General features: G+C 70.9%; 12 protein-coding genes. 5 read left to right on the top strand and 7 right to left on the bottom strand.

All coding sequences use genetic code 11. The annotated features are described in order from the left end of the window. The first annotated feature begins 1 nt into the window (after position 1). Entirely contained in the window at positions 2–682 is a 681-nt protein-coding gene (locus tag ABH940_RS04355) for a TetR family transcriptional regulator (RefSeq protein ID WP_370061883.1), read from the top strand. 131 nt (positions 683–813) lie between these two features. Here the strand turns inward: ABH940_RS04355 and ABH940_RS04350 are convergent, their stop codons facing one another. Together ABH940_RS04350 and ABH940_RS04345 are read right to left on the bottom strand one after the other, a co-directional pair. Further along, positions 814–1,182: a glyoxalase gene (locus ABH940_RS04350; protein WP_370061453.1), complete on the bottom strand. Its 369-nt coding sequence runs from the start codon at positions 1,180–1,182 to the stop codon at positions 814–816. A 20-nt stretch (positions 1,183–1,202) separates the two neighbouring features. Further along, positions 1,203–1,982, bottom strand: coding sequence for a methyltransferase domain-containing protein (locus ABH940_RS04345; RefSeq protein ID WP_370104359.1), 780 nt, complete (start codon positions 1,980–1,982; stop codon positions 1,203–1,205). Positions 1,983–2,096: 114 nt separating this feature from the next. Here ABH940_RS04345 and ABH940_RS04340 point away from each other — a divergent pair, with 114 nt between their 5' ends. The 4 genes from ABH940_RS04340 (at position 2,097) to ABH940_RS04325 (ending at position 6,498) form a co-directional block, all read left to right on the top strand. Then, complete coding sequence (locus tag ABH940_RS04340) at positions 2,097–2,594, top strand: MarR family winged helix-turn-helix transcriptional regulator (protein WP_370061457.1); 498 nt, start codon at positions 2,097–2,099, stop codon at positions 2,592–2,594. A 194-nt stretch (positions 2,595–2,788) separates the two neighbouring features. Then, the gene (locus ABH940_RS04335; protein WP_370104357.1) at positions 2,789–3,733 is read left to right on the top strand and encodes an SGNH/GDSL hydrolase family protein; all 945 of its coding nucleotides are present in this window, start codon (positions 2,789–2,791) and stop codon (positions 3,731–3,733) included. Positions 3,734–3,826: 93 nt separating this feature from the next. After that, positions 3,827–5,656, top strand: coding sequence for a phosphatidylglycerol lysyltransferase domain-containing protein (locus ABH940_RS04330; protein WP_370061461.1), 1,830 nt, complete (start codon positions 3,827–3,829; stop codon positions 5,654–5,656). Positions 5,657–5,772: 116 nt separating this feature from the next. Then, positions 5,773–6,498: a hypothetical protein gene (locus tag ABH940_RS04325; protein ID WP_370104355.1), complete on the top strand. Its 726-nt coding sequence runs from the start codon at positions 5,773–5,775 to the stop codon at positions 6,496–6,498. Here the strand turns inward: ABH940_RS04325 and ABH940_RS04320 are convergent. From ABH940_RS04320 to galT, 5 genes are all read right to left on the bottom strand, one after another. Then, positions 6,492–7,307, bottom strand: coding sequence for a LuxR C-terminal-related transcriptional regulator (locus ABH940_RS04320; protein WP_370104353.1), 816 nt, complete (start codon positions 7,305–7,307; stop codon positions 6,492–6,494). The two genes, ABH940_RS04325 and ABH940_RS04320, sit on opposite strands and share 7 nt — an antisense overlap. A 347-nt stretch (positions 7,308–7,654) precedes the next feature. Further along, a complete protein-coding gene (locus ABH940_RS04315; protein WP_370061467.1) occupies positions 7,655–8,998 on the bottom strand; it encodes an FAD-dependent oxidoreductase in 1,344 nt (447 codons plus the stop codon). Between the two features lie 232 nt (positions 8,999–9,230). Further along, positions 9,231–10,388 carry a galactokinase gene (gene galK / locus ABH940_RS04310; protein ID WP_370104533.1) on the bottom strand — a complete coding sequence of 386 codons (1,158 nt, stop codon included), beginning with the start codon at positions 10,386–10,388 and terminating at the stop codon, positions 9,231–9,233. 61 nt (positions 10,389–10,449) lie between these two features. Next, on the bottom strand, positions 10,450–11,433 hold the full coding sequence (gene galE / locus ABH940_RS04305; RefSeq protein ID WP_370104351.1) for a UDP-glucose 4-epimerase GalE: 984 nt from the start codon (positions 11,431–11,433) through the stop codon (positions 10,450–10,452). Then, positions 11,430–12,572, bottom strand: coding sequence for a galactose-1-phosphate uridylyltransferase (gene galT, locus ABH940_RS04300; RefSeq protein WP_370104348.1), 1,143 nt, complete (start codon positions 12,570–12,572; stop codon positions 11,430–11,432). The genes galE and galT overlap by 4 nt, the downstream gene beginning before the upstream one ends. Positions 12,573–12,644 lie beyond the last annotated feature (72 nt).

Below are 12,644 nucleotides of genomic sequence, written 5' to 3'. Positions count from 1 at the left end.
GGTGACCGACGCGCCCTCGTCCAAGCGGGGGGCAGCGGGAAACAGTGCACGCACCACACGCCGGGCCACCCGCGTGCGGATGAGCGGCAAGGAGCGCCGCGAGCAACTGCTCGACATCGGCCGCACGCTCTTCGCGGAGCGCGGCTACGACGCGACCTCGGTGGAGGAGATCGCGGCGAAGGCGGGCGTCTCCAAGCCGGTCGTCTACGAGCACTTCGGTGGCAAGGAGGGCCTGTACGCGGTCGTGGTCGACCGTGAGATGCAGCTCCTGCTGGACATGGTCACCGGCTCGCTGACGGGCGGTCACCCGCGCGAACTCTGCGAGGAGGCGGCCTTCGCCCTGCTCGACTACATCGAGACCTCGACGGACGGCTTCCGGATCCTGACCCGCGACTCGCCGGTGACGCAGTCGACGGGGACGTTCGCGTCGCTGATCGGCGACATCGCGAACCAGGTCGAGGACATCCTGGGCCTGGAGTTCAAGTCGCGCGGCTACGACCCGAAGCTGGCGCCGATGTACGCGCAGATGCTCGTCGGCATGGTGGCCCTGACGGGCCAGTGGTGGCTCGACGTCCGCAAGCCGAAGAAGGCGGAGGTCGTCGCCCACCTGGTCAACCTGGCCTGGCACGGCCTGGAGGGGATGGAGCGGAGGCCACAGCTCGTCGGCCGCCGCAAGTCCTGACAGACGTTGCACCATCAGGGGCGCGGGGAACTGCGCGACAAGCCACCGCGGGCGGATGGTCCTCACTGAACAGGGCCATCCGCGCAGGGTGGTTTCTCGCGCCCCTGGGGTGGTGCAACGTCCCGCTTGCTTCAGCTGAACGGTTCGAGGAACTCGATCCGGTTGCCGACCGGGTCGAAGCTGTAGAAGCGGTCATGGCCCGGGAGGTTGTCGTCCCAGACGACCTCCGCGCCCTTCGCGGCGATCTCCTCCGCGAACCCACGGATCCCCCGCACGCGCACAGCAGGATGCGCCTTCTTCGCCGGGACGAAGGGGTCCTCGACCCCCACGTGGATCTGGACCGAGCCGTCCCCCGTGGCGAACCACGCCCCACCGCGGGCAGCCAGCACCGGCGGCTTGGGGATCTCGGTCAGGCCGAGGACGCCGATGTAGAAGGCCCGCAGCGTGTCCTCCGTGCCGGGAGGCGCGGCCAGCTGGACATGGTCGAGTGCGACGATCATGGTCTTTTCCCTTACATCTTCTACATCTTCACGGCCACCGCGAACACGCGGCGGAAGGGCAGAACGGTGCCGAAGTCCTGACGCGGGTACGCCGCGTCGAGCAGTGCCGCGTACTCCGCGAGGAACGCCTCGCGCTGCTGCGGGTCGGGGAGGAGGTCGAGGGTGGGCCGCAGGCCGGTGCCGAGCATCCAGTCGAGGACCGACTGCTCCCCGTGGAGGACCTGGTGGTACGTGGTCTCCCACGCGTCCACCGCGCAGCCCAGCCCCGACAGCGTCGCCAGGTACTGGGCGGGCTCGGGGATCGCCGCCCGGTGCGGGCCGCCGACCGTGTCGCGCCAGCGCGGGCTGTTGCGCAGCTCGGTGAGGAGCGCGTGCGAGGGCTGGTCGAAGTTGCCCGGGACCTGGAAGGCCAGCACCCCGCCCTGCGGCAGCGCCTCGATCCAGCCCGGGAAGAGCTTCAGATGTCCGGGCACCCACTGCAGCGCGGCGTTGGAGAGGATCAGGTCGGGCTCGTCCTCGGCCGGGTCGTAGGTGACGATGTCGCCGACCCGGAACGCGACGCCGCTCTCGGCGTGGTCGCGGCGGGCCTGCTCGATCATCTCGGGTGAGCTGTCGACGCCGACGAGGGTCGCGTCCGGCCACCGCTCGGTCAGGCTGATCGTCACGTTGCCCGGGCCGCAGCCGAGGTCGACGACGCGTCGCGGGGTGCCGGGCACCCGGTCGACGAGTTCGAAGAACGGTCGACTGCGCAGGTCGGCGTGCCGGAGGTACTGCTTCGGGTCCCACGAGACGGCGTTCATCGGTCGTCCCTCCACTTCATTTATCTTGACGTCAAGATACTTCTAGCATGCCGTCCAGAAATTCTTGATGTCAAGAGACTTCATGTCGATAGATATCCGACTACACTGATCACCATGGAGGACGAGGTCGATCGGCTGGTCGCAGCATGGCGTCGCGAGCGCCCCGACCTCGACGTGGAGCCACTGGAGGTGCTGAGCCGGATCAGCAGGCTCGCCCGCCACCTCGACCGCGCCCGCCGCACCGCCTTCGCCGAGCACGCGCTGGAGCCGTGGGAGTTCGACGTGCTCACCGCACTGCGCCGGGCGGGCACGCCCTACCAGCTCTCCCCCGGCCAGCTGCTGACGCAGACGCTGGTCACCTCGGGCACGATGACCAACCGGATCGACCGCCTGGCCGGCAAGGGCCTGGTCCAGCGGCTGCCCGATCCCGACGACCGCCGCGGCGTCCTGGTCAGGCTGACCCAGGCCGGGCAGGAGCGGGCTGACGCCGCGTTGTCCGGGCTGCTCGACCACGAGCGGCAGATCCTCGCCGAACTGCCCGACGGCCAGCGCAAGGAGCTGGCCTCGCTGCTGCGCCAGCTGGTCGCACCGTTCGACAACGACCCGGACTGACCCGGGCCGACCTGGGCTGAACCGGTCTGAGCCGGACCGCCCCGGACTGGGCCGAGCCCTCCGGGTTCTGACGGTGCTTCAACTTCCGCCTCGTCAACTGCCGTCTGCACAGGTATTGCCAGGCGTTACCGACGGGTTGTCTACTCCGTTGCCGGGGACCGCAAACGGCGGCCTCCGGAAGGGGGGACCGCCCGATGACCGCACGCAGCAGGCTCCCGCGCCTCGCGCGCACCCTCGGCGCCGTGACCGGTGCCGCACTACTGGCGTTCAGTCTGGCCGGCCCGGCCACAGCCGCGACGCACACCACGACCCTGGGCCTCACTACCCAGCCGGCGGCCGCCGACCACCACGGCGCACCCGACTACTACGTCTCGCTCGGCGACTCCCTCGCCGCCGGGTACCAGCCGAACGTCGGCCACAACACCGACGTCTCCTACACCGACCAGCTCTACGCCCAGCTCAAGCAACACGACCCGAACCTGGTCCACGTCAAGCTCGGCTGCAGCGGCGAGACCACCGAGACGATGATCGACGGCGGCATCTGCAGCTACCCCGGCGCGAAGTCCCAGCTCGACGCCGCGGTTCAGTTCCTGCGCGCCCATCGCGGGCACGTCCGCTACGTCACCCTGGACATCGGCGCCAACGACGTCGACGGCTGCCTCGCCGGCGGCTCGATCGACCTCGCCTGCGCCGCCAAGGGCATCGCCACGGTCGCGGTGCAGGTGCCGGAGATCACCGCGGCACTGCACGCCGCGGGCGGCGGACGGCCGCAGTACGCGGGGATGAACTACTACGACCCGTTCCTGGCCGTCTGGCTGACCGGCCCGTCCGGGCAGCAGGCCGCGCGGCTCTCGGCCACGCTGGGCGTGGCGCTGAACGGCGCGATCGAGGTCGGCCTGAAGCTCGGCGGATTCCACGTCGCGGACGTGGCCACCGCGTTCTCCACGCTCGACTTCACCGACCAGGCGACCCTGCCCGGCGTCGGCCAGGTCCCGCTGAACGTGGCCCGGATCTGTGAGTGGACCTGGGAGTGCACGCCCTACCACGACATCCACGCCACCCCGACCGGTCACGCGGTGATCGCGGGCGTCTTCCGCGACGTCTTCCGCGACGTGTTCCGCCAGGACCAGCACCACTGAGCCGAGCGGCCCAGGCACACACTAAAGCTCGCCTATTCGTCCCGTTCTGGTGTGTAATCATGAGGATTCGCCCAGAACGGGATGGATGCGTACGTGCCTACCGAGAACCCTCCCCAGACCAGCGAAACGACCCGCGACAAGACCCCCAGCAAGAACCGCGAGGCCTGGCAACGGCGAGCCGCCTGGGTGGCTGTCTGGTATCTGCGCATCGCCGCCGCGCTCAACCTGCTCGGCGCCATCTCCGCCCCGTTCCGACGGCAGGTCACCGAGCACAACACCGGGGACCTGTTCACGCCCTACCTGCTGACCGCCGGCTTCACCTCGGCCGCGCTGGCCTGGTTCCTGGCGATCATGATGCGGCGCGGCAAGCGGGCCGCCTGGATCTTCAACCTGATCCTCTCCGGCGCGTACATCGTCCTGGTCATCCTGCTGATGGCGGTCGACTCCGACGTCCGCGGCCACAGCTTCAACTGGGTCTCCACCGGGATCAGCCTGGTCTTCCTGCTCGCCCTGGTCGTCGGGCGGCGTGAGTTCCACGCCAAGGGCGACCGGTCCAACCCGCTGCTCGCACTCGGCACGCTGATCATCGGCGGGGCGGTCGGCATCCTGATCGGCACCGCGCTCGTCACCATCACCAACACCGCCGCCGGTTCCACCTTCTGGGACCGGATGGACTACGCGATCATGCGCGTCTACACGCTGGCCCCGGCCGGCTCCGGGCACGCGGGCGTGCGGATCCCGCACTGGGTCGACATCGCCATCAACGTGCTGAGCGTGATCCTCTTCCTGCTGGTCCTCTACGCGCTCTTCCGCGCCCCGAAGGGCAAGGAGTACCTCTGCCCCGAGGACGAGGCCCGACTGCGCGAGCTGCTCGACCGGAACGGCGAACGCGACTCGCTCGGCTACTTCGCGCTGCGCCGGGACAAGAGCGTGGTCTTCTCCCCCACCGGCAAGGCCGCCGTCGCCTTCCGCGTCGTCGGGGGCGTCTCGCTCGCCTCGGGCGACCCGATCGGGGACGTCGAGGCGTGGCCCGGGGCCATCGACCAGTGGCTGGCGCAGGCCGAACTGCACGCCTGGACACCGGCCGTGATGGGCGCCAGTGAGGAGGGCGGCACCGTGTACGCCCGCCACGGGCTCAACGCGCTGGAGCTGGGCGACGAGGCGATCGTCGAGGTCGAGGACTTCAGCCTGGACGGCCGCGCCATGCGCGGCGTCCGGCAGGCACACAAGCGCGTCGGGCGTGCCGGGTACACCGTCCGGATCCGGCGGCACGGCGACATCCCCGAGCAGGAGATGGACTCGCTGCTCAGCCTCGCCGACCATTGGCGCGACGGAGAGACCGAGCGCGGCTTCTCCATGGCGCTCGGCCGTCTCGGCGACCCGGACGACGGCCAGTGCATGATGCTCGAGTGCCACGACGGCGAGGAGGAGCTGCGGGCGCTGCTCAGCTTCGTCCCCTGGGGACGCGAAGGCCTGTCGCTGGACCTGATGCGCCGCGACCGCGAGTCCGACAACGGCCTGATGGAGTTCATGGTCATCGAACTGATCCAGCAGGCCGAGAAGCTGGGCGTGCAGCGGATCTCGCTCAACTTCGCCATGTTCCGGGCGGTCTTCGAGCGCGGCGGACGCCTGGGTGCCGGGCCGGTGCTGCGGCTCTGGCGGGAGGTGCTGATCTTCTTCTCGCGCTGGTGGCAGATCGAGTCCCTCTATCGGGCGAACGCCAAGTACCGGCCCATCTGGGAGCCGCGCTACCTGCTCTTCGAGCGCACCAGCGACCTACCGCGGATCGGCATCGCCTCGGCGCGGGCCGAGGGGTTCATCACCGCGCCGAGCCTGCCCGCGCTCTTCAAGCGGCGGCACGCTCCGCCGCCGCTCCCCGCCGAGCTTCCGGAAGCGACGTCCGAAACTCCTTCATCCGAATGATCCTGGTTTCGACCCTCTGACCCACAGGCTGCACTTATTTCAGGCTTAACGTGGAATACGTACGAATTCTGTGGACGACTACGGACGAACCAGAAATTCCGTCGGAGGACGTGCGCATGCCTTCGATACCTTCGATACGCACCGCCGTCGAGCGGGAGTTTGGCGCGCTGGCCCGGGCGATACGGGACGGGGTACGCCGCAACGGCTTCCCCGCGATCCCGATGACCCTGGCCGCGACCCTGGCCATCGTGCTCTTCCAGCTCTGGCAGCGGACGTCCTCCGGCGCGGGGATCGTCGAACGGCTGGGCGTCGTCCGCGCTTCGCTCCCCCTCGGCGTCGAACTCGCCCGGACTCCCCTCTCGCTCTTCGTCCCCGCGCCCGACCTGCCGGTCTGGGGCGCGGCGGCGCAGGTCTTCTTCGTCTTCGGCATCGCCGAACTCTCCCTCGGCCGCCTGCGCACCCTCGGCATCGCGTACGCGTCCACCCTGGCCGCGACCATGTACGCGCGGCAGGGCATCGAAATGGGCCACGGCCGCTTCTTCGGCCTCTCCTACGCGGCGGAGTTCGGCCGCGACACCGGCCCCTCCGTCGCCGTCGTCGCACTCGCGATCTGCATCGCCTGGCGCTACCGCACCGTCGTGACCGGCTGCCTGGTGGGCGGCGCGATGCTGGTGGAGGCCTTGCTGGTGCCCAACCTGGCCGGGCAGGAGCACCTGGTCGCCATCCTCACCGCGCTCACCTTCTCCGTCGGCGCCGAGCTGCTGCGCCGCCAGGCGCTGCGCACGGGCGCGGCGCTGGACGCGCTGGAAGGGCTCGACGGACTGGAGCACGTGCCTCACTGAGGCAGGTCGACCGGGCCGACCCCGGCGCGGCGGGCCAGCGCGACGGCGGCCAGCGTGGAGTGGACCCCGAGCTTGCCGAGGACGTTCTGCATGTGCGTCCGCACCGTGTGCGGGGAGAGGAAGAGCCGGTCCGCGACGGCCTGCCGTCCCAGCCCCGCCACCATGCAGCGCAGCACCTGTTTCTCGCGCGGCGTGAGCATCTCCACCAGCCGCTCGCTCTCGGTCCGGTCCCGGCGGGCGGCGGTGAGCTCGCGTATCACCCCGGTGAGCAGGCTCGGCGGCAGATGCGTCTCGTCCCGCATCACCCCGCGCACCACGGCCATCAGCCGCCCGAGCGAGCTCTCCTTGGCAACCCAGCCGCCCGCGCCCGCCTGCAGCGCGCGGACTGCGCGGTGCGGGTCGTCGACCGTGGCGAGCACGATCACGCGCAGCTCCGGATGCACGGCGCGGGCGCGCGTGATCAGCGCGATCCCGTCGGCCTGGCGGTCCGGCGAGACGCCGGCGGGGCCGGGCGGAGGCGGAGGCTGTGATGGTCCGGAAGGCACGGCGGGCACGGCGGGCACGGACGCGCCCAGCGGGCGCCGCTGCGCGGGCACGTGCGGGGCGGAGGCGCCCGTGCCGAGGTCCGCGTCGACCAGCATCACCTGGAACGCGCGGGACTCCCCGGCGGCCCGCTCCAACGCCCGCTCTGCGGCGCCTGCGCTCCCAGCCGCCGCGACCTCCACATCCGGCTCGGCGGCAAGCGCCGTCGCCAGCGCCTCCGCGAATATCCGGTGACCGTCGGCCACCAACACCCTGATCCGCCCCACGCCCCCACTCCCCCCAACGCAGCACCAGCCCCCTACACCAACCAGCGTAGGCTCGCGCGCCGCGCCCGGACCCTTTCATGTCAACCGTTCACCCGAACGGAACCTTCGGGGAGGCAAGCGGGAACACCCCAGGGGCGCGGGGCTCTGCTGATGTGCGGCTCCTCCCCCTGCCTTCGGCGGGGGGACCCCCAGCGTGGGCGCGCCAAGCCACGCTGCGAGGTGGAGCCCCGAACGTACAGGGCCATCCGGTCATCAGTGGTTACTCGCGCCCACGCGGCGGAGGCGCAGACCAGCAGAGCCCCGCGCCCCTGGGCAAAGTGCAACTTCCCCGGCTGCACAGGGTTCAGCTACGCCCCTGACGCGTCAAGCATCTCGTCGCGCGAGACGACCTTCACCCGCTCGCGTCCCTGCGGCTCGCCAAGAGCACGCTCGTGCGCGTCGAGGCGGTACCACCCGTCGCGCGTCGTGTAGCGAACACCCCGCTCCGCGAGGAACCGCTCGACCGCCTCCGGCTCCGGCTGCGTCGGGGCCGGGAGGAGGCCCGCCGCGTGGTCGGCCAGAAGGGAGGCGACGGTCTCGTTCGCGTCGCCCTTGGTGTGGCCGATCAGGCCGACCGGGCCGCGCTTGATCCAGCCGGTGACGTACGTCGCGGGCTCGACGCGGCCCGCCTCGTGCGGGACCGTCCCGGACTCGACGTCGAAGGGGAGCTTGGGCAGCTCCTCCGAGTAGTAGCCGACCGCCCGGTAGACGGCCTGCACGTCCCAGTCGCGGTGGACGCCCGTGCCGCGGACGTTTCCGGTGCCGTCCAGCTCCGTGCGCTCCGTGCGGAGGCCGACGACCTGGCCGTCCTCGCCGAGGATCTCCACCGGGGACTCGAAGAGGTGCAGGTGCAGCCGGTGCGGGCGGTCGCCGACGTCGCGGATCGCCCACTTCTCGAGCGTCGAGGCCACCATGTCCGCCTGCTTGTTGGCCCGGCGGGTGGCGATCGAACCCTCGTCGTAGTCGATGTCCTCGGGGTCGACGATGACCTCGATGTTCGGCGAGTGGTCCAGCTCGCGCAGCTCCATCGGGCTGAACTTGGCCTGGGCCGGGCCGCGTCGGCCGAAGACGTGGACCTCGACGGCCTCGTTCTGCTTGAGGCCCTGGTGGACGTTGTCCGGGATCTCGGTGGGCAGCAGCTCGTCCCCCGTCTTGGCGAGGATCCGGGCCACGTCGAGCGCCACGTTGCCGACGCCGAGGACGGCGACCTTGCGGGCCGTCAGCGGCCAGGTGCGCGGGACGTCGGGGTGACCGTCGTACCAGAAGACGAAGTCGGCCGCGCCGTAGGAGCCGTCGAGGTCGACGCCCGGGATGTCGAGCGCGCGGTCGGCGTTGGCGCCGGTCGCGAAGACGACCGCGTCGTAGAACTGGTGCAGGTCGTCGAGGGTGAGGTCGGTCGGGTAGTCGACGTTGCCGAAGAGACGGATCTGCGGCTTGTCGAGGACCTGGTGCAGCGCGTTGATGATGCCCTTGATCCGGGGGTGGTCGGGCGCGACGCCGTAGCGGATCAGGCCGAAGGGCGCGGGCATCCGCTCGAAGATGTCGATGGACACACCGGGGTCCTGCGCGGCGTCGGACTTGAGCAGCGCGTCGGCGGCGTAGATACCGGCAGGGCCGGATCCGACGATGGCGACCCGGAGAGGGCGTGTCATGGCAGCGAGGTCCTTCCTCGGACGGGCGCGAGCACGGGCGGGCAGCACGCAGCAAAACGCGGGTAAGGCGAGCCTCACCCGCGTCCGACTGTCACAGTAGTCGGTCTGGCTTTATGACCTCATAAGAGGTGCTTATGTGTCCGTACTCGGACAACAGCATGCGGAGCAGGCTGCGCAGTCGGCTGCGATGCAGCCTCCGGAGCAGCCTTCCGAGCAGCCTTCAAAGCAACCTTCAGAGCAGGCGGCGCGCGCCGGCCGCGGGCGTCGCCGTGAAGCAGGCCGGAGCGTTCCAGCCCTGGGCAGCGTAGTGGGTCTTGATCGCGGACGCGATCACTCCGATCCGGTCCGGCTCGGTCAGCACGATCACGCAGCCGCCGAAGCCGCCGCCGGTCTGCCGCGCGCCGAGCGCGCCCCCGGCCAGGGCCAACTCGACCGCCGCGTCGGACTGCGGGCAGGAGATGGCGAAGTCGTCCCGCTGCGATGCGTGACCCTCCGTCAGAATCCGTCCGAGCGCGGCGAAGTCGCCCGCCGCCAGCAACTCGGCCGCGCGTAGCACCCGGGCGTTCTCGGTGACGACGTGGCGGGTCAGGCGGCGCAGTTCCTCGTCCGGCAGCATGGCCAACGCCTCGTCCAGCTTGTCGGCGTCGACGTCGCGCAGGGCGCGGACACCGAGCAGCGCGGCCGAGCGCTCGCAGCCCTCGCGGCGGTGCCGGTAGGCGCCGTCCGCGTGGCCGTGCTCGACGCGGGTGTCGACGATCAGCAGCCGCAGCCCGGCCGCCAGCAGATCCAGCGGCACCTGACGCTGCGCCATGTCCCGGGTGTCCAGGAAGAGTGCGGCGCCCGCCGTGCAGCACAGTGACGCCGTCTGGTCCATCACGCCCACCGGCGCGCCCACGTAGTCGTTCTCGGCGCGCTGTGCCAGCCGGGCCAGCGTCGGGCGCGGGATGCCGAGACCGAGTAGGTCGTCGCAGGCCAGCAGCACCGCGCACTGCAACGCGGCGGACGAGGACAGCCCTGCGCCGAACGGCACGTCGCTGTCGAGGTGCAGGTCGAGGCCGGGCAGCAAGTGCCCCTCCTCGCACAGCACCCACAGCGCACCGGCCGGGTACGCGGCCCAGCCCGCGACCGATCCCGGTCGGAGCGAGGCGAGAGTGAACTCCGTCACACCACCCGCACCGCCCACACCGCCGTTGCCCTGCGCACTGTGGACCCGGACCAGGCCGTCGTCGCGCCGCGCCACCGCGATCCGAGCGGCGCTGGGAAGCGCCATCGGCAGCACGAAGCCGTCGTTGTAGTCGGTGTGCTCGCCGATCAGGTTCACGCGCCCCGGCGCCTGCCACACGCCCTCGGGCCTGCGGCCGTAGAGGGCCGCGAAGGCGTCCGCGTACATGACGGCGTCCGGTAGCTCCGTGGTGGCGCTGCCTGTGGCCTGGTCCGGTCGGGTCACTGCTTCACCTGGTCCTTTCGTCCTTTTCGGAGGCGAGCGAGAGCGCGAAGTTCCATGCGTCGCGGACGATCCCGTCCAGGTCGGCGCGGCGCGGACGCCAGCCCAACGCGTCGTGGGCGCGCGCCGCGGAGGCGACCAGCACGGCCGGGTCGCCCGGACGGCGCTCGGCCATGACCGCCGGGATCTCACGGCCCGTCACCCGGCGGACCGCCTCGATGACCTCGCGGACCGAGAAGCCCTCGCCGTTGCCGAGGTTGCAGATCAGGTGCTCGCCCGGACGCGCCGCGCCCACCGCCAGCAGGTGCGCCTCGGCCAGGTCGGCGACGTGGATGTAGTCGCGGATGCAGGTGCCGTCCGGCGTCGGGTAGTCCTCGCCGTAGACGGAGATGTGCGGGCGCTTGCCCAGCGCGGCCTGGATGACCAGCGGGATCAGGTGCGACTCGGGGTCGTGCCGCTCGCCCTGCGCGCCGTACGCGCCGGCCACGTTGAAGTAGCGCAGCGAGACGGCGGCCAGCCCGTGGGCGTTGGCCTCGCTGGTGATCATGTGGTCCATGGCCAGCTTGGTCGCGCCGTACGGGTTGGTCGGCGCGGTCGGCGCGGTCTCCTCGATCGGGGTGGTCTTCGGCTCGCCGTAGACGGCGGCAGTGGAGGAGAAGACCAGGCGGCGCACGCCGGTCTTGCGCATCGACGCCAGCAGTTCGAGCGAACCCGCGACGTTGTTGCGCCAGTACTTCTCCGGGTCGGCCACCGACTCGCCGACCTGCGAGCTGGCCGCGAAGTGCAGCACGCCGTCGAACGACCCGCCCTCCAGCACCTCACCCGCGTCCTGGATCCGGCCGTGGACGAACTCGGCCCCCGCCGGGACGGACTCCCGGAAGCCGGTGGACAGATCGTCCAGCACCACCACCTGGTGGCCGGCCTCCAGCAGGTGGGCCGCGACCACACCGCCGACATAGCCGGCGCCGCCGGTGACCAGGTACTGACTCATCGCTTGACCTCCCGCAGGCGTCGCGCGGCATCCTCCGGCGCGACGTCGTTGATGAACACGTCCATGCCGGATTCCGACCCGGCCAGGAACTTGAGCTTCCCCACCGTACGACGAATGGTGAACAGCTCCATATGGAGGGCGAGCTCACTGCCGTTCCCGGGCGTGTGCCGGACGGGTGCCTGGTGCCAGGCGGCGATGTACGGGGTGCGGTTCGCGCGGCGGTCGGCGCGGCGGGGCGACTCCCGCCCAGGGACGGGCTCTTCAGCTGCGAAGAGGAGATCGAAGCGGTTCAGCAGGTCGAGGTAGAGCGTCGCGAACTCGGCGCGCTCGGCGTCATTCAGGGCGCGCAGATCGGCCACGCGCCGGTTGGGATACAGATGAACCTCATAGGGCCAGTGCGCCGCGAACGGCACGAAGGCCGTCCAGTGCTCGCCGGACAGGACGACGCGCCGCCCGTCGGCCCGCTCGGCGGCGAGTTGGTCCTCGAAGACGTTGCGCCCGGTCCGGCGGCGGTGCGCGGCAGCGGCGGCGATCATCCGCTCCGTGCGCGGGGTGACGAACGGGTACGCGTAGATCTGCCCGTGCGGGTGCGCCAGCGTGACGCCGATCTCGGCACCGCGGTTCTCGAAGCAGAAGATCTGCTCGACGCCGGGCAGCGCGGAGAGCTCGGCGGTGCGATCAGTCCACGCCTCCAGGACCGTGCCGACCTGGGCGGGCGTCAGGTCGGCGAAGGAGGCGTCGTGGTCGGAGGTGAAGCAGACCACCTCGCACCGGCCCGCGCCGGGCCGGATCGTCTGCGGCGCGGGCGCCTGCACCTCCACGGGGTGCGGGTGCGCGGCCAGCGAGGGGAAGCGGTTCTCGAAGACGACGACCTCGTAGTCCGCCTCCGGGATCTCGCTCAACCGCCCGTCGCGGGACGGACAGAGCGGACACTCGTCCGCCGGCGGGTGGTACGTCCGCCCCTGTCGGTGCGCGGCGATCACCACCCACTCGTCGAGGACGGGGTCGTAGCGCAGCTCGGACAGCGTCTCGGTGCTCGGCAGCGGACGCCGGTCCCGCGCGGTGCGGGACACGTCGTCGCGGGAGTCGTAGTAGATCAACTCACGGCCGTCGGCCAGTCGCGTGCTGGTCTTCTTCACTGCCGGGTTCTCCCCACTGCGCCTGCTTCGCTCTTGGTGAGTCGGTCGCAACATAATCAAACATAACTCAGC

Source organism: Streptacidiphilus sp. BW17 (assembly GCF_041262485.1).
Lineage (GTDB): Bacteria > Actinomycetota > Actinomycetes > Streptomycetales > Streptomycetaceae > Streptacidiphilus.
This window is presented reverse-complemented; position numbering and strand designations above follow the sequence as displayed.